General features: G+C 57.6%; 26 protein-coding genes. 11 read left to right on the top strand and 15 right to left on the bottom strand.

Annotated elements, in window-relative coordinates:
* The first annotated feature begins 303 nt into the window (after positions 1–303).
* Positions 304–3,744: a ribonuclease E gene (rne, locus tag CKF42_RS07915; protein WP_111207933.1), complete on the top strand. Its 3,441-nt coding sequence runs from the start codon at positions 304–306 to the stop codon at positions 3,742–3,744.
* Between the two features lie 180 nt (positions 3,745–3,924).
* Here rne and flgL read toward each other — a convergent pair whose 3' ends face one another.
* The 11 genes from flgL to flgB form a co-directional block, all read right to left on the bottom strand.
* Positions 3,925–4,890, bottom strand: coding sequence for a flagellar hook-associated protein FlgL (gene flgL, locus CKF42_RS07920; protein WP_111207934.1), 966 nt, complete (start codon positions 4,888–4,890; stop codon positions 3,925–3,927).
* Between the two features lie 14 nt (positions 4,891–4,904).
* A complete protein-coding gene (gene flgK, locus CKF42_RS07925) occupies positions 4,905–6,554 on the bottom strand; it encodes a flagellar hook-associated protein FlgK (RefSeq protein ID WP_058957504.1) in 1,650 nt (549 codons plus the stop codon).
* Between the two features lie 125 nt (positions 6,555–6,679).
* Entirely contained in the window at positions 6,680–7,639 is a 960-nt protein-coding gene (flgJ, locus tag CKF42_RS07930; RefSeq protein ID WP_009090874.1) for a flagellar assembly peptidoglycan hydrolase FlgJ, read from the bottom strand.
* A complete protein-coding gene (locus CKF42_RS07935) occupies positions 7,639–8,748 on the bottom strand; it encodes a flagellar basal body P-ring protein FlgI (RefSeq protein ID WP_009090875.1) in 1,110 nt (369 codons plus the stop codon). The genes flgJ and CKF42_RS07935 overlap by 1 nt, the downstream gene beginning before the upstream one ends.
* 9 nt (positions 8,749–8,757) lie before the next feature.
* Positions 8,758–9,468, bottom strand: coding sequence for a flagellar basal body L-ring protein FlgH (locus tag CKF42_RS07940; RefSeq protein ID WP_033736336.1), 711 nt, complete (start codon positions 9,466–9,468; stop codon positions 8,758–8,760).
* 60 nt (positions 9,469–9,528) lie between these two features.
* Positions 9,529–10,311, bottom strand: coding sequence for a flagellar basal-body rod protein FlgG (gene flgG, locus CKF42_RS07945; RefSeq protein WP_009090877.1), 783 nt, complete (start codon positions 10,309–10,311; stop codon positions 9,529–9,531).
* Positions 10,312–10,328: 17 nt separating this feature from the next.
* Positions 10,329–11,084: a flagellar basal body rod protein FlgF gene (locus CKF42_RS07950; RefSeq protein ID WP_111207935.1), complete on the bottom strand. Its 756-nt coding sequence runs from the start codon at positions 11,082–11,084 to the stop codon at positions 10,329–10,331.
* Between the two features lie 20 nt (positions 11,085–11,104).
* The gene (gene flgE, locus CKF42_RS07955; protein ID WP_009090879.1) at positions 11,105–12,361 is read right to left on the bottom strand and encodes a flagellar hook protein FlgE; all 1,257 of its coding nucleotides are present in this window, start codon (positions 12,359–12,361) and stop codon (positions 11,105–11,107) included.
* A gap of 26 nt (positions 12,362–12,387) precedes the next feature.
* Positions 12,388–13,059 carry a flagellar hook assembly protein FlgD gene (gene flgD / locus CKF42_RS07960; RefSeq protein WP_009090880.1) on the bottom strand — a complete coding sequence of 224 codons (672 nt, stop codon included), beginning with the start codon at positions 13,057–13,059 and terminating at the stop codon, positions 12,388–12,390.
* A 12-nt stretch (positions 13,060–13,071) separates the two neighbouring features.
* Positions 13,072–13,476 (bottom strand): flagellar basal body rod protein FlgC, encoded by a 405-nt coding sequence (gene flgC / locus CKF42_RS07965; RefSeq protein WP_009090881.1) that lies wholly within the window; start codon positions 13,474–13,476, stop codon positions 13,072–13,074.
* A gap of 2 nt (positions 13,477–13,478) precedes the next feature.
* On the bottom strand, positions 13,479–13,892 hold the full coding sequence (gene flgB, locus CKF42_RS07970; RefSeq protein WP_009090882.1) for a flagellar basal body rod protein FlgB: 414 nt from the start codon (positions 13,890–13,892) through the stop codon (positions 13,479–13,481).
* Between the two features lie 154 nt (positions 13,893–14,046).
* Between flgB and flgA the strand changes: the two genes are divergently transcribed.
* The 3 genes from flgA (at position 14,047) to flgN (ending at position 15,550) form a co-directional block, all read left to right on the top strand.
* Complete coding sequence (flgA, locus tag CKF42_RS07975) at positions 14,047–14,706, top strand: flagellar basal body P-ring formation chaperone FlgA (protein ID WP_111207936.1); 660 nt, start codon at positions 14,047–14,049, stop codon at positions 14,704–14,706.
* Between the two features lie 104 nt (positions 14,707–14,810).
* Complete coding sequence (gene flgM / locus CKF42_RS07980) at positions 14,811–15,113, top strand: flagellar biosynthesis anti-sigma factor FlgM (protein WP_009090886.1); 303 nt, start codon at positions 14,811–14,813, stop codon at positions 15,111–15,113.
* A 5-nt stretch (positions 15,114–15,118) separates the two neighbouring features.
* Positions 15,119–15,550 (top strand): flagellar export chaperone FlgN, encoded by a 432-nt coding sequence (gene flgN / locus CKF42_RS07985; protein ID WP_009090889.1) that lies wholly within the window; start codon positions 15,119–15,121, stop codon positions 15,548–15,550.
* 65 nt (positions 15,551–15,615) lie between these two features.
* Here flgN and murJ read toward each other — a convergent pair whose 3' ends face one another.
* The 4 genes from murJ to rimJ all read right to left on the bottom strand — a co-directional run bounded on the left by murJ (position 15,616) and on the right by rimJ (position 19,442).
* A complete protein-coding gene (gene murJ, locus CKF42_RS07990) occupies positions 15,616–17,154 on the bottom strand; it encodes a murein biosynthesis integral membrane protein MurJ (protein ID WP_009090890.1) in 1,539 nt (512 codons plus the stop codon).
* A 120-nt stretch (positions 17,155–17,274) separates the two neighbouring features.
* The gene (locus CKF42_RS07995) at positions 17,275–18,195 is read right to left on the bottom strand and encodes a Gfo/Idh/MocA family protein (protein WP_009090891.1); all 921 of its coding nucleotides are present in this window, start codon (positions 18,193–18,195) and stop codon (positions 17,275–17,277) included.
* Position 18,196: 1 nt separating this feature from the next.
* Positions 18,197–18,835, bottom strand: a complete 639-nt coding sequence (locus CKF42_RS08000; protein ID WP_009090893.1) for a YceH family protein — start codon at positions 18,833–18,835, stop codon at positions 18,197–18,199.
* A gap of 13 nt (positions 18,836–18,848) precedes the next feature.
* On the bottom strand, positions 18,849–19,442 hold the full coding sequence (rimJ, locus tag CKF42_RS08005; protein ID WP_009090895.1) for a ribosomal protein S5-alanine N-acetyltransferase: 594 nt from the start codon (positions 19,440–19,442) through the stop codon (positions 18,849–18,851).
* Between the two features lie 295 nt (positions 19,443–19,737).
* Here rimJ and grxB point away from each other — a divergent pair, with 295 nt between their 5' ends.
* The 7 genes from grxB (at position 19,738) to solA (ending at position 24,670) form a co-directional block, all read left to right on the top strand.
* A complete protein-coding gene (gene grxB / locus CKF42_RS08010) occupies positions 19,738–20,385 on the top strand; it encodes a glutaredoxin 2 (protein ID WP_111207937.1) in 648 nt (215 codons plus the stop codon).
* 115 nt (positions 20,386–20,500) lie between these two features.
* Positions 20,501–21,064: a lipoprotein gene (locus CKF42_RS08015; RefSeq protein WP_009090899.1), complete on the top strand. Its 564-nt coding sequence runs from the start codon at positions 20,501–20,503 to the stop codon at positions 21,062–21,064.
* Positions 21,065–21,198: 134 nt separating this feature from the next.
* Entirely contained in the window at positions 21,199–22,242 is a 1,044-nt protein-coding gene (gene pyrC, locus CKF42_RS08020; RefSeq protein ID WP_009090901.1) for a dihydroorotase, read from the top strand.
* A gap of 62 nt (positions 22,243–22,304) precedes the next feature.
* Positions 22,305–22,550 carry a DNA damage-inducible protein I gene (dinI, locus tag CKF42_RS08025; RefSeq protein WP_003849907.1) on the top strand — a complete coding sequence of 82 codons (246 nt, stop codon included), beginning with the start codon at positions 22,305–22,307 and terminating at the stop codon, positions 22,548–22,550.
* A gap of 145 nt (positions 22,551–22,695) precedes the next feature.
* Entirely contained in the window at positions 22,696–22,968 is a 273-nt protein-coding gene (locus tag CKF42_RS08030; RefSeq protein ID WP_009090903.1) for a hypothetical protein, read from the top strand.
* A 241-nt stretch (positions 22,969–23,209) separates the two neighbouring features.
* On the top strand, positions 23,210–23,464 hold the full coding sequence (gene bssS / locus CKF42_RS08035) for a biofilm formation regulator BssS (RefSeq protein ID WP_009090905.1): 255 nt from the start codon (positions 23,210–23,212) through the stop codon (positions 23,462–23,464).
* Between the two features lie 93 nt (positions 23,465–23,557).
* Positions 23,558–24,670 carry an N-methyl-L-tryptophan oxidase gene (gene solA, locus CKF42_RS08040; RefSeq protein WP_111207938.1) on the top strand — a complete coding sequence of 371 codons (1,113 nt, stop codon included), beginning with the start codon at positions 23,558–23,560 and terminating at the stop codon, positions 24,668–24,670.
* Positions 24,671–24,983: the final 313 nt, after the last annotated feature.

Raw genomic sequence — 24,983 nt, forward strand, 5'->3', positions numbered from 1 at the left:
GAGCAGACACGCAGCAATGGCGTAAGACGTAATGCGAAATCAGGCACTTAGCGGGCTGCGGGTTGCGGCCTGGACAACAGTATGGGATGCACGGGTTTTTTAATTGTCTCAGGCATTTCCACTATCTGGTGCTGTTTTCCCTTATGAAAAACAGGCCACCGACGTTATTTGCGCCCCTCGCGCGGTCGACAGCCGTGAGGTTGACGACATTGCACTAAGTCACGGGGCCATCGGTTGATACTCGTCCAGGGTAACTATGCCCGCAGCTGTAATCACTCATGAAAGAATAACGAGTAAGTCACGATGAAAAGAATGTTAATAAACGCAACTCAGCAGGAAGAGTTGCGCGTTGCCCTGGTTGACGGTCAGCGTCTGTACGACCTGGATATCGAAAGCCCCGGACACGAACAGAAAAAAGCCAACATCTACAAAGGTAAAATCACTCGCATTGAACCCAGCCTTGAAGCTGCGTTTGTCGACTACGGCGCAGAGCGTCACGGTTTCCTCCCGTTAAAAGAAATTTCCCGCGAATACTTCCCCTCCAGCTACAACGCGCATGGCCGTCCCAACATTAAAGATGTGCTGCGTGAAGGTCAGGAAGTCATTGTTCAGATCGATAAAGAAGAGCGCGGCAACAAAGGCGCGGCGCTGACCACCTTTATCTCGCTGGCGGGCAGTTATCTGGTGCTGATGCCGAACAACCCGCGTGCAGGCGGTATCTCCCGCCGCATTGAAGGTGACGACCGTACCGAGCTGAAAGAAGCCCTGTCTGCGCTGGAACTGCCGGAAGGTATGGGCCTGATCGTCCGTACCGCAGGCGTCGGCAAATCTGCCGAATCGCTGCAGTGGGATTTAAGTTTCCGTCTTAAGCACTGGGATGCGATCAAAAAAGCCGCAGAGAGCCGTCCGGCGCCCTTCCTGATCCATCAGGAAAGCAACGTGATTGTGCGTGCCTTCCGCGACTACCTGCGTCAGGACATCGGTGAAATCCTTATCGATAACCCGAAAGTCCTGGAGCTGGCGCGTCAGCACATCGCTGCGCTGGGCCGTCCGGACTTCAGCAGCAAAATCAAGCTCTACACCGGTGAAATCCCGCTGTTCAGCCACTATCAGATCGAATCGCAAATTGAATCCGCGTTCCAGCGCGAAGTTCGCCTGCCGTCCGGTGGCTCCATCGTCATCGACAGCACGGAAGCGCTGACCGCTATCGATATCAACTCAGCCCGTGCGACACGCGGCGGTGACATCGAAGAGACGGCGTTTAACACCAACCTGGAAGCGGCCGATGAGATTGCCCGACAGCTGCGTCTGCGCGACCTGGGCGGGCTGATCGTTATCGATTACATCGATATGACTCCGGTTCGCCATCAGCGCGCCGTCGAGAATCGGCTGCGTGAAGCGGTCCGTCAGGATCGTGCCCGTATTCAGATCAGCCACATTTCACGTTTTGGCCTGCTGGAGATGTCACGTCAGCGCCTGAGCCCGTCACTGGGCGAGTCCAGCCATCACGTCTGCCCGCGCTGCAGCGGCACCGGCACCATTCGTGATAACGAGTCGCTGGCGCTGTCGATTCTGCGTCTGATTGAAGAAGAAGCGCTGAAAGACAACACCAAAGAAGTGCACGCGATTGTTCCGGTTCAGGTGGCCTCTTACCTGCTGAACGAAAAACGTGAAGCGGTCAACGCGATTGAAAAACGCCAGGGCGGCGTGCGGGCGATCATCGTTCCTGATGACAAGATGCAGACCCCACACTACTCCGTGCTGCGCGTGCGTAAAGGCGAAGAGACGCAGACCCTGAGTTATCACCTGCCGAAGCTGCATGAAGCCGAGATGGCAATGCCGTCGGATGAGGAGCACTCTGAGCGTCGTCGTCCTGAGCAGCCAGCTCTGGCCGCCTTTGTGATGCCTGATGCGCCGCCGGCCCCGGTTGAAGTCGCCCCTGAAGCGAAGCGTACCGAAAGCAAGCCCGCAGCAAAAGGCGCGCCGGCAGTGGCACCGTCAGCGACCGTCAGCACCGGTTTCTTCGGACGCCTGCTGGGTGGCCTGAAAAAAATGTTCGCGGGCGAAGAAGCCCCTGCTGCTAAGCCTGAGACCGCTGCCGTTGCTGAACCGCAGAAAGCCGCAGAAAGTGAGCAGGAGCAGAGTTCCTCCCGTGGCGGCGAGCGTCGTAACAACAACAACCGTCGCAACAACAATCGTCGTGAACGCACGCCGCGTAACGGTGACAATGCACAGTCACGCGAAGGCCGTGAACCGCGTGAAAGTCGCGAGCCACGTGAACCGCGTGAGAGCCGTGAGCCACGCGAAAGCCGCGAGCCGCGTGATGGCAACGATAATCGCCGCAACAAGCGTCAGTCTCAGTCTGGCGAGGCTCGCGAAGAGCGTCCGGCACTGAGCGAAGAAGCGCGTCAGCAGCGTGAAGAGCAGCAGCAGCAGCGCCGTGAACAGCGTGCAGAACGTCAGCGTCGTCGTCAGGAAGAGAAGCGCGCGGGTGAAGAAGCCGCCAAAGCCGCTGAGCAGTCAGCCGTGGCAGATGCGTCGGAAGCGACTGACGCACAGGAAGAGGAACGCGTTCAGGTTATGCCGCGTCGTAAGCCGCGCCAGCTGAACCAGAAGGTCCGCGTTGACGACAACCGTCAGCCTGTGGCAGCGGATGCCAGCGACAATGCGCAGCCTGCCGAAGTGCGTCAGCCTCAGCCGGCCGACGTTGCTCAGCCGCAGCCCGAACTGCAGAGCCCTCAGACTGACGATCAGGATGACAACGAGAACCGCGACGGTGCGAATATGCCGCGTCGCTCACGTCGTTCACCGCGTCATCTGCGCGTCAGCGGACAACGTCGTCGTCGTTACCGTGATGAGCGTTATCCGACGCAGTCAGCAATGCCTCTGGCTGCGGCAGCAGCCTCGCCTGAGATGGCGTCCGGTAAAGTCTGGGTTCGCTACCCGGTAAGCCAGGCCAGCGAAGAGCAGGTTCAGAATGTGACGCATGAGACACCGGCGTACAGCCCTGAAGAGAGCGCAGAAGCCACTACGCTGCCGGTCGCGGCTGCGGCTGCGGCTGAATCCGCAGTACAGGCAGATGTCTCTGCAGAGCAGGCTGCGCCGCAAGCCGATGCGCCAGTTCAGCAGGCTGACGCCGCAGTACAGCAGGCCGAGCCACTGGCAGAAACGCCCGTGCCGGTGGTGAACACTGACGACACCCGTGCTATTGAAGCACCGGTTGATCAGCAGCCTTCTGTGGTTCCTGCTGCAGATGAAGCAAAAGCAGAAGTGGTCGCGGCTGAAGCCGTTCCTGCTGAACCGGTCACGGAAACCCCGGTTGCGACCTCTGCGGATGCCGCACAGCCAGCTGACGTTGCTGAGCACGCTGCCGTTGATGTCAGCGAAGCGATTGCCGCCGAGGTTGAAGAGGTTCTGAAGGCTCCGGTCGCAGCCGATGCTGACACGGCGCCGGTTCAGGAACCTCACGCACCGGTTGCCGCGCGCGATGTTGCGCCTGCAGCTCCCGTGACCGCAGCCGAGCCGGTAGCAGCCGCGCCTGCTGCTGATGCGGTAGCCAATGACGGCACGCGCTGGAAGCACTTCGCCTCTGCGCCAATGACCAAAGCCCCGGCGCCAGCCTGGCAGTCAGAACCGGCTCCGCACAGTGACTGGGTACGTTCACCGTATCAGTTCGACGGTCGCGGTTCGGCAGGCGGTCACAGCGCCACGCATCAGGCAACAGCCCCGGCAACCAAGCCGTAATCTCTCAGCAGTTGTCATCTGAACCCCGGCCTTAGCCGGGGTTTTTTTATGGCTGCCATTCTGTCCCCCTGCTCTACCAGTCGCTGAATCACAGGCAAAAAAAATCCCACCCTCCCTGAGGGGGAGAGTGGGAAAAACTAAGCGTATCCGGTTAAAGTACGCTCAAATTTTCAGGTCAGATTACGAGTTCAGTTTGAACAGTGACATCTTCGACATGTCGGTAAAGGTCTTATAAGAAGCCTGTAGTGCCGTCTGCTGCATGGTGTAGCTGGAAGCGGCCTCGGTGTAATCCACATTCACCAGGTCACTCATCTGGGAGTTATAGATCACGTCGCGGTCATCACCCTGCGCATTCAGCGTATCGATTTCAGACAGCTGGGTACCAATCTCAGCACGCACGGTTAAAACATTATTCAGCGCATTACCCAGGCCGCGGTTGGTTTTATCCATGGCGTCCTGGAAGGTCTTTTTGGTTGCGGCGTCAGCATCATTCTGCGGCACTTTCAGTGCGGCAATCGCGCTATCCAGCATCTTAAACAGGTTGGTTTCGCTGGCGCTGCCATCCGGCTCTTTGGTTGCGTTGCTGGTGATAGACATAAAGACATCATCACCGGTGTGCGCCACGGTCATGGTACGGCTGGTATCGACCTTCTGGGTGATGGCTTCTGTGCCGCCCGCGTAGCTGACGCCGGTTCCGGCACCATCAACAAAAGGTGCGCTGTCGGTTTTATAACCGGCAAAGATGTAGCGTCCGTTGGCATCCTGGCTGTTTGCCTGGTTCAGCAACTGAGCACGGATCCCCTCCAGCTGGGTGGCGATCGAGCCACGGTCATCGTCGCTCAGCGTACCGGTTGAACCGTTGATGATCAGCGTCTGTGCGCTCTGAATACTGCTGGTCACGCCTTTCAGCGCATTCTCTTCCAGGGAGAGCCCCTGCTCAGCAAAGGTACGCGCCAGCGCATACTGACTTCCCTTCTGCTGGGTCTGTGACAGCACCACCGCGCGTGACGCCGCAATCGGGTCATCCGAGGGATTCGTTACACGGCGACCGCTGGAGAGCTGCTCACCCACTTTCAGCCAGGAGGCCTGCGAGTCGGTAATGCCGCGCACCTGCTGGTCAAAAATCATATTTGTACTGATTCGCATGTTATCTCCTGCCCTTAGCGAATATTGATCAATGCGTTAAACACGGTGCTGGCCGTCTGCAGCACCTGCGCATTAGCCATGTAATATTGCTGGTATTTAGTCAGGTTGGCGTACTCCTCATCGAGGTTTACGCCAGAGACCGACTGCTGGCGATCGGTCAGCTGACTGACCACGCTTTTCTGGGTGGTGCTGGTCGTTTCCAGCGAGCTGGTTTTGTTACCCACGGTGCTGACGATGCTCGCATAAGCCTGCGACAGCGTGGCATTTCCGCCCACCAGCTTCACATCCTGCAGGTTCAGCAGCTTCTGCGCATTGCGGTTATCACTTTCGCCGCCCACGGCGCTCGCCGCGGCTACCTGGGATTCACTGGTAATCGCTACGGACATGTCGTTAATGACGTTCTGAACCGGCTTCACCAGGAAACTGTCTTTTGCGGCAGGTGCCGGGGTGGCCGCGACGGTCAGTTTCAGACCATCAAAGCTCAGCGTCGTGTTGCCACTGGCGTCGGTTCCCTGCGCAATGGTGACCGCCGTGCTGTCTGAAGCACGGGTGGCAGTCCATTTAGTGCCGTCATAGCTGACGGTGTAGTTAGAGGCTTTCAGCGCGCTGGTATCGGTCCATTCGGCGGTGACAGACGCAGCGGTGCTGTTTTTGCTGTTGCTGACCACCAGCGGAGTGCCGATGTTAAAGAAATCGACACCCTGGTCGCCGTTGCTGTCAAAGCCCTGCTTGTGCACGTCGTTAAAGCTGGTGGTAAAGGCCGCCGCCAGCTGTCCGAGCTGATTCTGTGCCAGATCGAGATCCTGAGAGCGGAATGCCAGCAGACCGCCCAGCGATCCGGTGGTGATCAGCTTTTCCGGGATCTCGACGTTGCCCGCCTGTTTGTCGACATAGCCGATGGTGGTGCGTGTCGGATCGCTGCTGGAGTTCATCGCCACCAGATCGCTGGATTTGTAGCCGTTCACCAGCGTCAGGCCGTTGGCCATGGATACGGTGTAATTGCCATCCTGCTGCGAAACCGTGACGCCAACCACGTTATTCAGCTCGTTAACCAGCTGATCGCGTTTATCCAGCAGATCGTTAGGTTCGGCACCGTTGCCGTTTGTCAGTTTGGCAATCTGCTGGTTGAGGTCGGCAATCTGCGAGCTGTAGGTGTTGATCTGTTTCACGCTGGAGGCGACATCAGAATTGACGCTGTTCTGCATGTTGTTCAGATACTGCGCCGTGGTCTGAAACTGGCTGACCAGCCCCTGAGCGTTACTGAGCATAGACTGACGCGCCGAGGGATCGTTGGCGTTGCTGACCACGTTCTGCAGGTTGGTAAAGAAGCCCTGCAGGGAGGTGGAGAGACTGGTGGTCGAGGTCGACAGCAGATCGTCAATGTTAGAGATCTGGCTATGCTGGAGATCGACAGCACTGTAGCTGGCACTGGCACCGCGCAACTGCGTTGCGATGAAAGCATCATACTCGCGCTGTACACCGGAGATTTTTACGCCGTTGCCGTAATAGCTGTTGCCCTGCAGGGTACTGTTTGCCTGCGCCAGCACCGTTGTCTGACGGGAGTAGCCCGCCACGGTGTAGTTCGTGATGTTATTACTGGTGGTGCTCAGGGCGGCCTGTGCGGCACTCAATCCGCTCATCGCGGAGTTAATTATGCTGGACATCTCGGTTCCTTACGTTCCCCCGTCAACCGGGCTGGCAGAGATCTGAATGAACGCCAGCGGGCGAAAACGCATCTGGCTTATGGTGATGTTATCGGCTTGCTTAAGTGAAACTTGAGGCGCAATGATCAGAACAGGTCGCCAATATCCTGGCTGTACGCTTTAACGACTTTGTCGCCCATGCTTTTGAATTGCTGAATCATTCCCACCAGCTTCTGCGCATATTTAGGATCGGTGGCATAGCCCGCCGCCTGCAGCGCCTGCGCGCCCTGCTCTGCACTGGATGCGGTAGTGACCGCCGCATAGCGTGGGTTTTTCGTCAGGAGCCGGACGTAGTCGGTCAGCGCCTCGAAATAGGAGTTATAGACCCGGAAGCTGGCCCGGACTTTTTTCGCTTCGCCCTGCTCATATTCGGTGGTCATGATGTCGGTGGTGTCACCCTTCCAGTCGCCACTCGCTTTGATGCCGAAGACGTTGTAGCTCGGTTTACCGTCGCGGGTCAGGATCTGACGCTGGCCCCAGCCCGACTCCAGCGCCGCCTGCGCCAGAATCAGGTGATGAGGGATACCACTCTGCTGACTGGCCGCCTGCGCGGGCTGCGTCAGCTGCGCGATGAACTCGCGGCTGTCGCTGGGCAGGCCGGTTGGCGAAGCGGCAGGCAGACGCGGCATAGCTTTACGCACCATCTGCTCCAGCTGCTGCGCCGGCATCGGCGTCGCCCCGCTGGTGCTGAGGATGAAGCTGTTATCCAGCTTCATCGGCACCGTTCCGGCTTTCTCATCCGGCGCGACAGCGGGCTGCATCTGTTTGACGATGGTTTCCGCCAGGCCAAGCCCGCGTTTCCCCATCTCCTGCGCAATCTGCTGGTCATACATAGAGGTGAAGAGTTTGGTCTGTTCGTTGCTCATAATGCCGTCCTGCGGCAACGCCTCGCGCATACTCTTCAGCATCATCTGTACAAACATCCCTTCGACCTGACGCGCCACCTGCAACGCATGCCCTTTCGGGTCGTTGCTGGCCTGGTGTTTCAGTTCATTCAGGGAGCGGCTGTCGTAAGCCGCACTCATCACAGATTGCATATCAGCCATCAGATAATTTCCAGTTTGGCACGCAGACAGCCGGCACTCTGCATTGACTGCAGAATCGACATCAGCTCGATAGGTGACGCGCCCAGCGCATTCAGCGCACGCACCACGTTGTTCAGGTTGGCGCTGGCGTTGACGCGTTGCAGCGCACCGCCGCTCTGACGCAGATCGATCTGGGTCTGCGTTGTGGCCACCGTCTGACCACCGGCCAGCGGGGTATCAGGCTGGCTGACGTTCTGCTGCTGGTTGACCGTCACAGAGAGGTTGCCCTGCGCCACCGCACACTGATTCAGCGTCACTTCGCGGTTCATCACCACCGAGCCGGTACGGGAGTTGATGATCACTTTGGCATCTTCAACCGGAATCGAGACGTTAATGTTCTGGATATCGGCCAGCAGACGCACCTGCGCGCCATTGTTTGGTGAGACGCGGATCTGCACGGTACGCGCATCCAGCGGCTGAGCCGAGCCATATCCCCCACGCGCGTTAATCGCATCAGCAATTCGCTGCGCCATGGAGAAGTCTTCGTTGTTCAGCTGCAGGTTAATGGTGTTCTGCGAACCAAAGTTGCTCTGCAGTTCACGCTCTACCGTGGCCCCGCCGGTAATCCGGCCGCCGTTAAGCTGGTTAACCTGAACACTGCTGCCGCCTGCCGATGCGCCTGCACCGCCCACGAGGATATTTCCCTGCGCCAGCGCATAGACCTGGTTATCGACCCCTTTCAGCGGCGTCATTAACAGCGTGCCGCCGCGCAGGCTTTTGGCGTTACCCAGTGAAGAGACCACCACATCCAGGTTCTGTCCCTGACGGGCAAACGCGGGCAGTTTTGCGGTGACCATAACCGCCGCCACGTTTTTCAGCTGCATGTTGGTGCCTGCGGGCACGGTAATCCCCAGCTGTGACAGCATGTTGCTGACGGTCTGAGTGGTAAACGGCGTCTGGGTCGTCTGGTCACCGGTACCATCGAGACCCACAACCAGGCCATAGCCCAGTAACTGGTTTTCGCGAACCCCCTGGATGGTGGTTAAGTCACGAATTAAATCGGCTTTTGCCAGCAGGCTGACGCCCAGCAGCAGCGCCAGCCCGGCGCGCAACAGCGTTAACTTTTTCATTGAAACCTCTTACATCGGCGAGATGTTCAGGAAGAAGCGCTGTAACCAACCCATGGTCTGCGCCTCATTGATATAGCCATTTCCGACGTACTCAATACGTGCATCGGCGACAGCGGTAGATAACACGGCGTTGCTGGCGCTGATGGTGCGTGGGTTGACTACACCTGAGAAGCGAATGAACTCCGTGCCCTGATTAATGGCGATCTGTTTTTCACCGACCACGTGCAGGTTGCCGTTCGACAACACCTGATCCACCGTGACGGTAATGGTGCCGGTAAAGGTGTTGTTGGCAGATGCGCCCCCTTTCCCGGCGAAATCGTTTTTGCCTTCCGCGCTGATATTGGCTTTTTCGCCGCCGGCACCCACCAGGCCCGCCAGACCGGTCGGCACGGCGTTCAGGCCAAAGCTGTTGCTGCCATCGCGGCTGGCATTGGCGGAAGAGCTTTTGCTGGCACTGACGTTTTCCTGCAGCGTGATGGTCAGGGTATCGCCAATGTTGCGTGGACGGCGGTCTTCAAACAGCGGCTGGTAGCCGTAGTTAAGCGGCGCGACGCCCTGGAAAATGGAGCCGTTTACCACCGGTGGCGCGGACGGCATCGGCTGTGCTGTGGTTGCGCCTTCGACCAGCGGGGTCCGGGGGACCAGGGCACAACCGTTAAGAGTTAGCAGCAGCGAGGCGACTAACCAATGTCCAGGCTTGAGAATCTGTTGCTTCGCCACGGCGTCACGACCTTATTAATGTCTGTCATTCAGGCCAGCATGGGCTGGCCCTGTTCGGGATTAAATCTGCGTTAATTTCGCCAGCATCTGATCAGAGGTACTGATCGCCTTGCTGTTGATTTCGTAAGCGCGCTGCGTCTGAATCATGGTGACCAGCTCTTCCGCCACGTTAACGTTTGAGGTTTCGGTATAGCCCTGATAGAGCAGACCCGCGCCGTTCTGGCCTGGGGTGCTGTCAGTCGGTGCGCCCGATGCCTGAGTTTCCTTGTAGAGGTTTTCACCCACACTATCGAGACCGGCATCGTTCATGAAGGTGCTCAGGGTTAGCTGACCCACCTGCGCAGCCTGGGCCTGGCCCTGCTGCGTCACGCTGACCACACCGTCACGCGAAACCGTGATGCTGGTGGCGTTAGCCGGAATGGTAATGCCGGGCTGCACCGGGAAACCGGAGTTGGTCACCAGCTGGCCGTTCTGATCCACCTGAAACGCGCCGTCACGGGTGTAAGCAGAGGTGCCATCCGGCATCTGAATCTGAAAATAGCCCTGGCCGTTAATGGCAATATCTTTTGAATTACTGGTCTGTGACAGGTTGCCCTGGGTGTGCAGACGCTCGGTGGTGACCGGACGGACACCGGTGCCGATCTGCAGACCGGAGGGCAGCGTCGTCTGTTCGGACGACTGCGTGCCCGGCTGACGCATGGTCTGGTACATCAGATCTTCGAACACGGCACGCGAACGCTTAAAGCCATTGGTGCTGACGTTAGCCAGGTTGTTGGCAATGACGTCCATGTTCATCTGCTGCGCATCAAGACCGGTCTTAGCGATCCATAAAGAACGAATCATGTTGTTATCCTCGCGCCTTAGCTCATGTTCAGGAGCTGATTGGCTTTTTGTTCATTTTCGTCGACGTTAGTGATGACTTTCATCTGCATCTCAAAACGTCGGGCGTTGGCGATCATATCGACCATGGTTTCCACCGGTTTGACGTTGCTGCCTTCCAGCACGCCAGGCATTACCTGCATGGTGGCGTCAGCCTGCAGCGCCGCACCGCGGGTTGCCTGTGTCGCAGCTGTGGGACGGAACATCCCGTCATCACTGCGCTGCAGCTCCTGGCCGGTGGCCCTGACCAGCTTCAGCTTACCCAGCTGAACTGTGGCGTTAGGCGAGTCACCGGCATTCAGGCCGGTGATGGAGCCGTCAGCCGCGATTGTGATTTCGGTGCCCTGCGGGATCACAATCGGACCGCCGTCGCCCATCACAGGATTGCCCTGAACCGTCAGCGTGCCGTTCGGGCTGATCTGCATATTGCCGTTGCGGGTATAAGCTTCGCTGCCGTCAGCGGTACGCACCGCCAGCCAGCCCTCCTGCTGCACCGCCACATCGAGTGGACGCTCGGTGTAATCCATCGCGCCCTGGCTCATGTCGGCGCCGGGTGTGGAGGCGGCGACCAGCGTACGGGTTGGCAGTGACCAGCCATTCACCGGCACCGCGCGCAGCGCATTGAGCTGCGCACGAAAGCCTGGTGTTGAGGCGTTGGCGAGGTTGCTGGCGGTGACCGCCTGCTGATCCAGCGTCTGGCTGGCCGCGCCCATCGCGGTATATATCGCGTGATCCATATGGCAATCCTGTTAGCGAATTAACGTAAGTTAACCAGCGTGTTGAGAATCTGGTCCTGAGTTTTGATGGTCTGCGCGTTCGCCTGATAGTTACGCTGCGCCACGATCATGTTCACCAGCTCTTTACTCATATCGACGTTTGAGGACTCCAGGGCGCCCGCCGTCAGAGAACCAAAGGTTCCGGTATTAGCCAGACCGATTGCTGCCTGACCGGATGCGCCTGACGCAGACCAGACGTTGTCGCCCTGTGACTGCAGACCTTCCGGGTTAGAGAAGCTCGCCAGCACAATCTGACCCAGCAGCTGGGTTTTCTTGTTGGAGTAGGTGCCGGTGATGGTGCCGTCATCATTGATGGCGTAGCTGGTCAGATCGCCAGGTGCATAACCATCCTGTGTCGGGCTGCCAAAAGTGGTGGCGCCGGTGTTCTGCTGCAGACTGCCCAGCATGCTCAGGGTGATCGGCTGGTTCGCGACCGCGCCATTGGCGCCGCCCACGTTCAGCGTCAGGCCAACGGTACCGTCGTTGGTGGTGCTCACTACCGCACCGTTTGCATCCAGCTTAGAGACGCCTGTCAGCTTACCGCTGGTATCAAACGTCATGCGGAAGTCGCCCGCCGAGCTGCCGGTGTTACCGTCGATGGTATGAACGGTCCAGCTGTTGCTGGTGGTGTCTTTCACGAAGTACATGTCGAGCGCATGGTCATTACCCTGCGAGTCGAACACGGTTGCCGTGGTTTTCTTGTTGTAGCTGTCTGCGTTCGCCGTCGAGAAGGTGGTCACAGATGGCGTGGTGTCCGTTGAGTTCAGGTTGGCAATCAGTCCGGCCGTGGTGGTGGCGCGGGCTGGCATCTGCTCGGTCGGAATACGGATCGCCACCGGGTTTGCACCCGACTGGATGGTGGCCGGTGAACCGCTGGCCGGATAGCCGGTCACGTTCAGGCCCTGGGTGTTAACCAGATTACGGTTGGCATCAAGGGTGAACTGACCATTACGTGAGTAGAACACGCCGCCGCTGTTGTCGGTCATGCGGAAGAAACCGTTACCGCTCAGCGCCACATCCAGGCCACGGCTGGTGGTGGTAGTCGCACCGTCGTTGAAGTTCTGGATCACGGCCGCCACTTTCGTGCCGAGGCCGACGTTAGAACCGGCAAACATATCGGCAAACGCGATGGTGCTGGATTTAAAGCCCGCGGTGGCGGAGTTGGCGATGTTGTTACCGATGACATCAAGGTTACTAGAGGCAGCGCCAAGGCCGCTGACCGCTTGGGAAAATGACATGTGTGTGTCTCCTGTCTACAGGTTAATCAGAGAATCTGACGTACGTCGTCAAGGGTGGCGGAGCCCATGGTGCCGAGATCCAGTTTGGTGGTGTCGTTCGCGGTACTCACCCCATTGACGTAGGCGTAGTTCAGCGGTTGTGCCACCAGTTGTGTGTTGCCATTGCTTGCAGCAATCGCAACGCTGTATTTACCATCCGGGGCCACTGAACCATCCGTCAGCTTGCCGTCCCACGAGAAGGTGTGCACGCCAGCGCTCAGCGCGCCCAGATCGACGGTGTCGATCACCGCGCCACTGGCATCTTTAATGGTGGCAGTGGCGCCGGTCGAGGCGGAGCCGAGCTCAACACCAAAAGGCGTTGTGGTGCCGTTGCCGACCAGAATCTGGCTGCCGTTGACCATCACGCCATGCCCAATCAGCGTGGAGCTCTGCAGCGACTGGCTGGTGCTGATCTGGCCGGAGATCGATCCCAGCGTGGTGTTCAGTTTTTCAATCCCGCTCAGGGTATTGATCTGTGCCAGCTGCGTGGTGAGCTGGCTGTTATCCATCGGATTGGTGGGATCCTGGTTCTGTAACTGGGTGACCAGCATGGTCAGGAACTGGTTCTGCAGATCCTGCGCATTGTTGCCGGTGCCGGTGCTGGAGGAGCTGAGAACCGACGGATCCAGTTTTTCATTAACGCCTACCGCGATAGCCATGGTTTTTCTCCGTTATTGCCCAATCGTCAGGGTTTTCATCATCATCGACTTCACGGTGTTCAGCACTTCCACGTTGGCCTGGTAGCTGCGTGACGCCGACATGGTGTTGACGCTTTCGGAGACCACATCCACGTTCGGCATCTTCACGTAGCCTTTGGCATCGGCCATCGGGTTGCCCGGGTCATAAACCAGTTTCGCTGGCGTCGGATCCTCGACAACCCGGGCGACTTTCACCCCGCCGGTCGCTGAGCCGGGCGCCGCATCGGTCTGGAAGACCACCTGCTTTGCCACGTAAGGCTTGCCATCGGGACCGGTGACGCTGTCGGCGTTCGCCAGGTTACTGGCACTGACGTTTAATCGCTGTGATTGCGCGGTCATCGCTGAACCGGCAATGTCAAAAATATTCAGCAAGGCCATAATTATTGCCCTTGTAACACGCTCATCATGCCTTTGATCTGGCTGCTGATGAGGGTGAGGTCGGTTTGATATTTCAGGCTGTTATCCGCGAACTGCGTACGCTCACGGTCCATATCTACGGTGTTGCCGTCGGCAGAAGGCTGATCGGGAATGCGATAAAGCATGTCCATCGAGGGTACGCCGTTTGTCTGTGCTTCAATGTGGCGAGCTGAAGTGACCTTCAACGCCATGCTGCTGCCTTCCGCACGGCCATTGGACATCACCCGACTCAGCTCGCTGGCAAAGTCGATATCCCGGGCCTGATAACCAGGGGTATCGGCGTTGGCAATATTTGACGCCAGGATCTCCTGACGTTGAGCACGCAGGTTGAGGGCCTCCGTACCAAATTTCAGCGCCGCATCCAGTTTGTCGAGCATGTTTCCTCCGCGTATGAGAATTTCGAGCTGGCAGCTTAATTTGAAAAAGCAAGGGGTCATCGTCTGAATAAGGCCTCAAATGACCGCTATTTTGACAATTGAGGATTTTTCTTAACGGTTACACTCGTTGCCATCATCAGTGAGGAATTGCACTATGCGTCGATATCTGACCCTGCTGACCAGCCTGCTGGTCGCGATCGCCCTGCCGGCTTCTGCGGGAGATCTCAATGCACAATTGAACCAGTTTTTTAAAGCGCGTGACGCCCAGCATGCTCCGGGCATGACGGTGGTGATTCGCACGCCGCAGGCGCAGTGGCCCACCTGTGAGGCGCCCCAGTTCACCCTGCCCGGCAACAGCCGGTTGTGGGGCAACATGAGCGTGGCGGCCAACTGCGGTGAAAACCGCCGTTATCTCCAGGTCCAGGTCCAGGTGACCGGGACCTATCTGGTGGCGAACCGGCTGCTGAGCCGGGGCAGCAGCGTCAGCGAAAGCGACTTCACGCTGCAGACGGGGCGTCTGGATACCCTGCCCGCACGCGCCCTGCTGAACAGCGACTCGGTGGCCGATGCGGTCGTCCTGCGTGATATCCCACCGGGACAGCCGATCAACCCCGCCATGCTGCGTCAGCCGTGGCGGGTTAAGGCGGGTCAGAGTGTGATGGTGATAGCCAGCGGCGACGGCTTTGACGCCAGTGGTGAGGGCAAGGCGCTGAACAACGCCACCCGTTCACAGTGGGTTCGCGTCAGGATGGGGAATGGTCAGATTGTCAGCGGTAAGGTGCGCGAGGATGGGAATATTCTTATAACGCTGTAAAGTGTTAAAGAAGCCCATCATGCTGCCGATAGAAGAATCAACAAAGCGATAACGCTATTATGATTCAGGTGGCAGACTTCCCCTGACCGTACAGGAGCCCGAATATGAGCATTGACAGAACGCAACCTCTGAAACCCGCCAGCACCGTACAGAGCCGCGATACCAGCGAGCCAGGCAGCAGCAAAGTGCGTCAGAGTGCCAGCCCGGCGGCAGCGCCGGCGGCGGCCGCTCAGGTCAATCTGAGCAGCGCGCAGTCTCAGCTGATGCAGCCGAGCAGCAAAGACATCAACGTCGAGCGCGTTGAACAACTGAAAACCGCCATTCGTAATGGCGAACTGAAGATGGATACCGGCAAAATCGCCGATGCGCTGATTGCCGATACTAAGGCGTATTTAGAGGGTAATTAGTTACCATGAGTAATTTGCAGACCACATTAGATAAGATGCAGGACGTGCTGGCATCGCTTTCTGCGGTGCTGGAAGAAGAGCAGCAGCAGCTGGCAAGCGGCAACATTAACAGCAACCTGCTGCAGCGCATCACTGAAGATAAAAGCGCGCTGCTCAGCACGCTGAACTATCTGGATGAGATGCGACGCACCGCTGAAAAGAGTCAGTCCGTGTCGGCACCTTATCGTGGTCAGAACGACATGGCACGCCGCTGGGACGTCATCCAGCAGCATAGCCGTCGTCTGCAGGATGCCAATGTGCATAACGGCATGCTGCTGCAGCATCAGATTCGCTACACCCAGGATGCCCTGGAGGTGCTGAAGCCGCATCAGACCCAGGCGTTCTATGGACCGGATGGGATGGGTAAAGGCCAGGCCACGCTAAGCCGTAAAGCCTGAGCAGAAAAGTAGCAAAAAAATTCCCGCCTGATGCGGGATTTTTTTATGGCAGAAGAGGAACCGCGTCAGGCAGCGGTGCGGCGCGCATAGTCGCGCAGCCGGAATCCCAGCAGCGCCAGCGCCAGGAAGTAACTTCCCCCCCCCACTGCACAGACCAGCGCCAGACGCAGCAGTCGCCACAGCATCGAGCCCTGCTCCCAGGCGGGCATCCATTGCAGCATGGCAAACAGCGCCCCGGCCATCACCGCCACGGCGATCAGCAGACGCACCAGAAAGCTGCTCCAGCCCGGCTGAGGCATAAAGATCTGCTTCTTGCGCAGCTGCCAGTAGAGCAGCGAGGCATTCAGACAGGCCGCCAGCCCAATCGACAGAGAGAGACCGGCATGTTTCAGCGGGCCGATGAAGGCCAGGTTCATCACCTGCGTCATGATCAGCGTGATAATCGCGATTTTAACCGGGGTTTTGATGTCCTGCCGTGAATAGAAGCCGGGTGCCAGCACCTTGACCACAATCAGGCCCATCAGGCCTACAGAGTAGGCGATCAGCGCACGCTGCGTCATCAGCGCATCGAAGGCCGTGAATTTGCCGTACTGGAACAGCGCCACGGTGAGCGGGCCGGAGAGCATCCCCAGCGCCACAGCGCAGGGCAGCGCCAGCAGGAAGCAGAGGCGCAGTCCCCAGTCCATCAGCCGGGAATACTCATCGTGATTGCCGCTGGAAAAACTTTTGGCCAGCGACGGCAGCAGAATGGTACCCAGCGCCACGCCCAGTACGCCGGAGGGGAACTCCATCAGGCGATCGGCGTAGTACATCCAGGAGACGGAACCCGACACCAGGAACGAGGCGAAGATGGTATTGATGATCAGCGAGATCTGACTGACCGAAACGCCAAGAATTGCCGGACCCATCTGACGCATCACGCGCCAGACGCCTGCGTCACGCAGATTGATGCGTGGCAGCACCAGCATTCCCAGCTTCTTCAGGTGTGGCAGCTGATAGCCGAGCTGCAGCACCCCGCCCACAACGACCGCCCAGGCGAGCGCCATCACCGGCGGATGGAAATGCGGCGCGGCGAACAGGGCGAAGCTGATCATGCTGACGTTCAGCAGGGTCGGCGCAAAAGCTGGCACCGAGAAGCGGTTCCAGGTGTTCAGCACCGCACCCGCCAGCGACGCCAGCGAGATCAGCATAATGTAGGGAAAGGTCACCCGCAGCAGGGAACTGGTCAGGGCAAATTTATCCGCATGGTCGCTGAAGCCCGGTGCGGTAATCATGATCACCCAGGGCGCAGCGAGCATCCCCGCGAAGGTCACCAGCGCCAGCGCTAGTGTCAGCAGGCCTGAGACATACGAGAGGAACAGACGTGTCGCCTCCTCACCCTGCTTGCTTTTATATTCTGCGAGAATGGGCACAAATGCCTGGGAAAACGCGCCTTCGGCAAAAATACGCCTCAGCAGATTCGGCAGTTTAAACGCAACAAAAAACGCATCGGTCGCCATTCCGGCGCCAAACACCCGCGCCACGATGGCATCACGGGCAAAGCCCAGAACGCGGGAAAACAGGGTCATGGAACTGACCGCTGCCAGCGATTTCAAAAGATTCATAATTGACGGCGCATCCTGAAAAAATCAGTAAAAAGGAGAAGTCGCGCGGGCACCTGAAAGATGCCCGGCGACAGTCTACTGCCACGGAGGGAAATGACCAGCACGGAGTGTTACAAGGCGTTATTCCAGAATGGCACTACGCCAGAGGTTTTCCACCACACGCTGCGCCATCAGCGCTTGTTCACCGCTGGTTTCAGGCGTCGTCTGATTCTGCACGCAGTCGATAAAATGGCGTGCGGCCCCGCTGAACCCGCGCTGGGTCAGATGGCTCTGCCAGGCGGCAGGCGGAGCGATCAGCACGCCGTCGTGCCGCTCTTCCTGCCAGTCGCGCATCTCACTGATGTCGATACATTTACCGTCGCCTGTCGCACTGACCCGCTCACGCTGACTGCCTGCGCGCCGATGCATGCTGGTGGTGATTGACAGGCCCTCCAGGGCGAAGTGGTGCTCAGCGTAGAGCATCTGTCCCTGTTCGTTGGTGTCAATGCGCCCCTGAACATGCTGAACAGGCTTGCCGCCGAGCCAGAGTGCGGTGTCGACGACGTGCAGGTAGTCATCGAGCAAGGTAAAGCGGAGATCCTGAGGCCCGACGCTGTCACTGCGGTGCTTTTCAATCCGCAGGGAAGCGACGTGTCCCATCTCCGCCCGCAGCTGCTGATAGCGCGGGGCGAAGCGGCGATTAAAGGCGACCATCAGCTTACGCTGCTGTTTCTCCGCCAGCGCCACCAGCGCCTCAGCCTGATCCAGAGTTTCCGCCAGCGGCTTATCGACGCAGACATCTTTTCCGGCCAGCAGCAGCGCCTTCACCACCTCATAGTGCGTGGCGGTGCTGCTGTGGACAAAAACGGCGTCGCAGGCCGCGGCTAGCGCATTCAGGGAACTGAAACAGTCCATACGGTAACTGTCGCAGAGTGGCCGGGCTTTGGCCTGATTCGGTGAAAATGCCCCCACCAGCGTCCAGTCCGTCGCCGCCGACAACACCGGCAGCCAGGCTTTCTGTGCGATACCGCCGAGTCCCACCACACCAATACGTAAAGTCATCTTAATGCTCCGGCTGCAGCAGTTGAGTGAGCTGAGCCTGAAGCCGGGCGACCTGCTGTTCCAGGGTGGCCACACGCCTCGCCAGATCGCCCTGCTCTTCCGGCTCATCGGCGGCCAGTGGCGTGTCGCTCTCCCCGGCCAGCAGATGCATAAAGCGGCTTTCGCGCTTGCCCGGCTCGCGCGCCAGGCGGATTACCCGGGCGCTGTCGTCACGCTGCATCAGGCCTTCCAGCGTCTGTTCTGTTTCGCTGACGTCACTGAACTCATGAAGACGGCCGCTGCGGGTGCGCAGTTCGCCTGGCGTCTGCGGACCGCGCAGCATCAGTAACGTCAGCACGGCAACTTCGGCGCTGTTCAGCTTCAGCGTGCCAAAGGCGGAGTTACAGAAACGCTGCTCATATTTCACGACCCGCTGACCGGACGCGCTGCTGGCGGTAACCAGATGCCGCTTCACCAGCTGATCGAGTTCATCCTGCACCGCGCTTTCACTCAGCTCCATCACCGGCTCACGGTTTGATTTCTGGTTACAGGCCACCACGACTCCATTCAGTGACAGCGGATACTGTTCCGGCGTGGTGACCTGCTTCTCCAGCAGGCAGCCCAGCACGCGCAGCGCCTGCGCCGATAAAGCCATCTTCATGCTTGCGTCCTCATTATTGTCCACGCCGATCAGGCGTCCATTCCCGCTGGGTTAATGCTGTCAGCACGTGATCCTGCCAGCGTCCGTCAATCAGCAGATAGTCTTTCGCATATCCCTCTTTCTCAAAACCGAGGCGCGCCAGCAGGTCGCCGCTGCGCTGGTTGTGCGGCATGTAGTTCGCCATGATGCGGTGAATATGCTGCTGACGCTGCATGTAGCGGATAGCAGACTGTAGCGCTTCAAACATCAGCCCCTGTCCCTGCCACTTTTCGCCCAGCGAATAGCCAAGATAACAGGCGTGAAAGGAACCGCGCAGTACGTTGCTGAAGTTGGCTACGCCGCGCACTTCGGTTTCTTCGCTGTCCATCAGAATAAAATAGAAGGCCGAGCCCTGCTTATGCATGTCGGCGATCAGCCCCAGCCGCGCCTGCCAGCCGGAGGGATAGCAGTGACTGTCATCGCGCACCGGCTCCCACGGTTTTAAAAACAGGCGGTTTTCCGCGTAGTAATCTGCCATTCGCCAGGCATCACGTTCGTGAACCAGACGGACCACCAGCCGATCGGTGGTTAAGCGCACCCTGGGCGCGGCAGAACGATAGCCAAACATCCTGACTCCTGAAATCAATGGCTGAGAGTGAAAGCCGTCATTATCTGGCTTTCACTATAACCGCCGCCTGGGCTGCGGTAAAACATTACGGATTTTTTGCCGTAAAGAGGTTGATTTTGTTGTGTTATCACCGCGCAGACGCCCCTGCTCAGGCGTCATCAACGCCCGTTCAGCCCGGCCATCTGTCGGGCTGGTTTGCCGGGAGGGGGAATCTCTTCCATACTTTTCAGGCGCCCGGAACAGGATGAAATGATTCACTCTGTTAAACATTAACCTGTAAACGAGGGAGATCAGGATGAAGCTCTATATCTACGACCACTGCCCCTTCTGTGTGAAAGCGCGCATGATTTTTGGTCTGAAGAATTTGCCGGTTGAGCTGGTGGTCATGCTCAATGACGATGAAGAGACGCCTCAGCGACTGATTGGCCAGAAAATGGCGCCTGTCCTGCAGAAGAAGGATGGCAGCGCGATGCCGGAAAGCATGGAGATTGTGCACTATGTCGACCAGCAGGATGGCAAACCGCTGATTACCGGTGCGCTCAATCCGGCTATTGGCGACTGGCTGCGTCACATGAACAGCTACGTGAATAAGCTGCTGCTGCCGCGTATTGCCGAGGCCCCTTTTGCGGAGTTTGCCACCCCGGTGGCACGTGACTATTTCCGCGCGAAAAAGCAGGCCAGCATCGGTGATTTCGAGGAGCTGAAAACGCATTCGGCCGGACTGATTAAAAAAGTCAGCGGCGATCTGCGCAAACTGGACGGCCTGATCGTCCAGCCTAATGCGGTTAACGGCGAGCTGTCGGAAGATGATTTCAGTCTCTTCCCGCTGCTGCGCTCCCTGACGCTGGTTCCGGGCATCGACTGGCCAGCACGGGTCGCTGACTATCGCGACAATATGGCCAAACAGACCCAGGTCAATCTGCTCTCTTCTATTGCGCAGTAATCCCGCCCGGATGAGAGACGCCGCGGTGTTTCTCATCCCTTTTCTGATGACACCTCTCACGCATTCAGGCACGCTATATCCTGTTAACTGACTTTGTTATCCAGGATATAGAACGATGAAAAAGGTATTTTTCGGGCTGACTGCCCTGATGTTTGTGCTGCTGGTGAGCGGCTGCAATAAACTGACCCAGTACACCATCAGCGAACAGGAAGTGAATCAGGCGCTGCAAAAGCATAACAACTACGAGAAAGACATTGGCGTGTCCGGTCTGGTCAATGCGCATATTGTCCTGAATAATCTCACCAGCCAGATCGGCCGCGCAGAACCTGGCAAAGTGTCGCTCTCCGGCAATGCAAAAATTAACGTCACCTCTCTGTTCGGCCCGCAGCAGGCTGACATGCAGCTGACGATGCGCGCACAGCCCGTCTATGACCCACAGCAGGGGGCGATCTTTCTGCGCGATCTGGAGATAACCGACGCACAGGTGGCGCCGGAGAAAATGGCTGCCATCATGAAAACCCTGACGCCTTATCTGAATCAGTCGCTGAAGAGCTATTTCGATCAAAACCCGGCGTACCGTCTCAGCGCTGACCGCAGTAAAGGTGAGTCACTGGCGAAAAAATTTGCCAAAGGACTGGAAGTCAGACCGGGCGAACTGGTTATCCCCTTCACGCAGTAATCCCGAATGCCGCGCCATCCGGCGCGGATTTTTACTGTCAGCAGAAAAAGCAGGTGCAAACGGTTGCCTGAATCCTTATGCTTAGACCCCGGCCAAAACATGCCTTCTGTTTCCTTTCTGCCGGAGCTTCACTGATGACAGCACAACCTCAGCAACTTACCCTGCGTCGCCCTGACGACTGGCACATTCATCTGCGTGACGATGAGATGCTTAAAACGGTCCTGCCCTACACCAGCGCGGTTAATGGTCGTGCCATCGTGATGCCTAACCTGGTGCCGCCGGTGACCAGCGTGGCGGCTGGAGAAGCGTACCGCGACCGCATCCTGGCCGCGCTGCCCGCCGATCACGCCTTTACGCCGCTGATGACCTGTTATCTCACTGACTCACTGGATCCGGATGAGCTTGAGCGTGGCTTCACATCCGGTCTGTTTACCGCCGCCAAGCTCTATCCGGCCCATGCCACCACCAACTCCAGCCACGGCGTCACCAATATCGCCTCCATCGCCCGCGTGCTGGAGCGGATGCAGCAGCTGGGTATGCCGCTGCTGGTTCATGGCGAAGTCACCGATGCCCATATCGACATTTTTGATCGTGAAGCCCGCTTCATTGACACCGTGATGGTGCCGCTGCGCAGTCAGTTTCCGGGGCTGAAAGTGGTGATGGAGCACATCACCACCCAGGATGCCGCGGATTATGTCGCTGCTGCCGATGAGACGCTGGGCGCGACCATTACGCCGCAGCACCTGATGTTTAACCGCAACCACATGCTGGTGGGCGGAATTCGCCCGCATCTTTACTGCCTGCCGATTCTCAAGCGCAATGTGCATCAGGACGCGCTGCGCAGGGTCGTGGCCAGCGGTCATCCGCGTTTCTTCCTCGGCACCGACACCGCTCCGCATCTGCAGCATCTTAAAGAGTCTGCCTGTGGCTGCGCGGGCGTATTTAATGCGCCGACCTCGCTGGCGGCCTACGCGACCGTGTTTGAAGAGCTGAATGCGCTTGAGCATTTCGAAGCGTTCTGTTCTGAAAACGGCCCGCGTTTCTATGGCCTGCCGCTGAATGAAGGCACAATTACCCTGGTGCGTGAGCCCTGGCAGGTGCCGGCGTCCATCTCGCTGGGCAGTGACGCTCTGATTCCTTTCCTCGCGGGCGAAACGCTCAACTGGCGCGTTGCATAATTTTGCTTGCCTCCGGCGGATGGATACTGTAAATATATACAGTATCTTATCCGGAGGCTGCTATGCGTGTTGAAATTACCGTATCAAATACCCGACCTCTTCCTGCTGGCGCGATAGAGGCGTTAAGCGATGAGCTGTCGCGCCGCATTGACGAACAGTTCCCTGACTCGACCAATCACGTCAAGGTACGTTATGCCAGTGCCAACAATCTCAGCGTGCTGGGCGGTGGAAAAGAGACGCGCGACCAGATCAGCGAAATCCTGCAACAGACGTGGGAGAGTGCTGACGACTGGTTCATTACTGATTAACCGCCACTGTGCTTTTTTTCCGGGTGTCGCCACCCGGTTTTTTTATCTTTTCTCCCCTCTCGCACTTCCCTCTTCCTGCATCTAGACTCTTACTGATCAATGCCCTATCCTTGCGCTCGTCACGCATAACAGGAGGTGCGACACCATGACTACTGATAAACCGGAAGAGGCGATGACCTTTGGTGAGTTGTTAGCACTGATTGGTGATCAGCAGCGTCGTTTAACGGTGCTGGAAAATGCCTTTTCCAGTCTGATTTTCTGTCTTGACGATCGTGCCAGCCAGCTGCTGGTGCACAATCTGTCGCTGGAAGCCCAGAATCAAAACCATGATGAACAGCTTCAGCAACATTTTGCCCGTCTGGCAGAATCCCTGCAGAAACGCGTCGGCGGCATCGTACCAGACAGCCCGGCGCTCTGAACCGGCGGCCTGCCCCGCTTTTTGGCCTGCCCACTGAATCGTAAAAAAAATGCCTGCCTGCCAGGCATTTTATTTTTTGACTCCTGCCTGTTAAAAGCGAATATTCTGTGAGAAGCTGACTCACGGCATTTTTTAAACAGTGACACCCGGGTTTACTGTTATAATTGTTTCGCTATCGGAATAAAAAAGCCGCATTGAACCTCATCATGCACTTCGTTTAACGAGTAATAAGGAGGTTATAATGGACAGAAGAAAAGACGTTATTCAGACTCACCCGCTGGTGGGCTGGGATATCAGTACCGTTGATAGCTATGACGCCATGATGATCCGCCTGCACTCGCTGTCGTCGCAGGATCAAAAAGAAGAAGAAGCGGATGTTGGCCCCACCTACTGGCTGACAACGGATGTGGCAAGGCAGTTCATCTCGATCCTTGAAGCAGGCATCGCCAAGATTGAATCCGCCGAGCAGATGGAACGACTCCTCAGTAAGCATTAGTTTCTGCCACATCAAAGGGGCACCCTCAGGGGTGCCTTTTTCGTTTCTGTTTCGGTATGCTGTTGATTATCTGACTCTTAGAGCGTAGTTACCATGATTTATGATCTTATCGTCGTTGGCAGCGGCTCAGTAGGTGCGGCGGCTGGCTACTATGCCACCCAGGCAGGCCTCTCGGTATTAATGATCGACAGTGCCCACCCTCCTCACAATCAGGGCACGCATCATGGCGAGAGCCGTCTGATTCGTCACGCCTACGGCGAAGGTGAACGTTATGTGCCGCTGGTGCTGCGGGCGCAGACGCTGTGGGATGAACTGGAACAGCGAGCCGGTGAGCGCATTATGCATCGCAGCGGCGTACTTAACCTCGCCCCTCACGACTCCCCTTTTATCCGCAACGTTATCGACAGCGCAAGCCGCTGGGAGCTTAACATTGAGGTGATGCAGCCCGGGGAAGTGCGTCAACGCTGGCCACAGATTAACGTACCAGAGGGCTACCTGGGCGTATTTGAGCCGCAGTCGGGCTTCCTGAAATGTGAACAGGCGGTGCGCAGCTGGGTTCAGCTGGCGGAACAGGCAGGCTGTGCCCAGCTGTTCAACTGCCCGGTCTCAGAACTGGGAAGGGATGGCGACCTTCAGCAGGTTACAACGCTGGATGGTGTCTATCGCGGCCGTAAAATGGTGGTCAGCGCCGGTACCTGGGTCGGAAAACTCATCCCGAATCTGCCGGTTGCCCCTACCCGTAAGGTGTTTGCCTGGTATCAGGCTGATGGTCGCTACAGCGAGAACAACAGGTTCCCGGGCTTTACCGTCGAGATGCGTGACGGCAGCCAGTTCTATGGCTTCCCGGCCGACAATAACGCTCTGAAAGTGGGTCGTCACGATGGCGGACAGCCGATGCAGCAGCCTGAAGATCGTAAACCCTTCGGTGCCGTGGCGGCAGATGGCAGTGAAGCTTTTGGCTTCCTGCGCCAGTTCTTACCGGGCGTCGGTGTCTGTCTGCATGGTGAAGCGTGCAGCTACGACTTCAGCCCGGATGAAGATTTTATTATTGATACGCTGCCGGGTGAACCCAATCGCCTGCTGATAACCGGACTCAGCGGACACGGCTTTAAATTTGCCAGCGTGCTGGGCGAACTGGCCGCGGAATTTGCGCAGCAGAAACCCTTTTCCTTTGATCTCTCTCCGTTCCGCCTTTCGCGTTTCTGACTCTGCAAACGGATGGCATCACAGGGTGCCATCCTGCTGACAAAGATTGACGCAACCTGAATTTCCCTGACAAAAATTCGCCCTTATTTCGCCCCGATTGTTCATTTGCACGGAATGAGGTTGACCGTTTTCCCCTCATCAAAATTATTATTCAGTAATATTGCCCATTTCCCTGCCTTTTTATTCAACCTTTTCCGATGATTTTTTTGAATTTATAGAAGCGTAAGGGCGATTGCTTTTATATTTCATAATGTGGATGCTTATTTCATATTATTTCTACGTGACGCTCAGATTATGTTATTACGTAATACAC

The organism is Pantoea sp. ARC270, assembly GCF_003236725.1.
GTDB classification, from domain to species: domain Bacteria; phylum Pseudomonadota; class Gammaproteobacteria; order Enterobacterales; family Enterobacteriaceae; genus Pantoea; species Pantoea anthophila.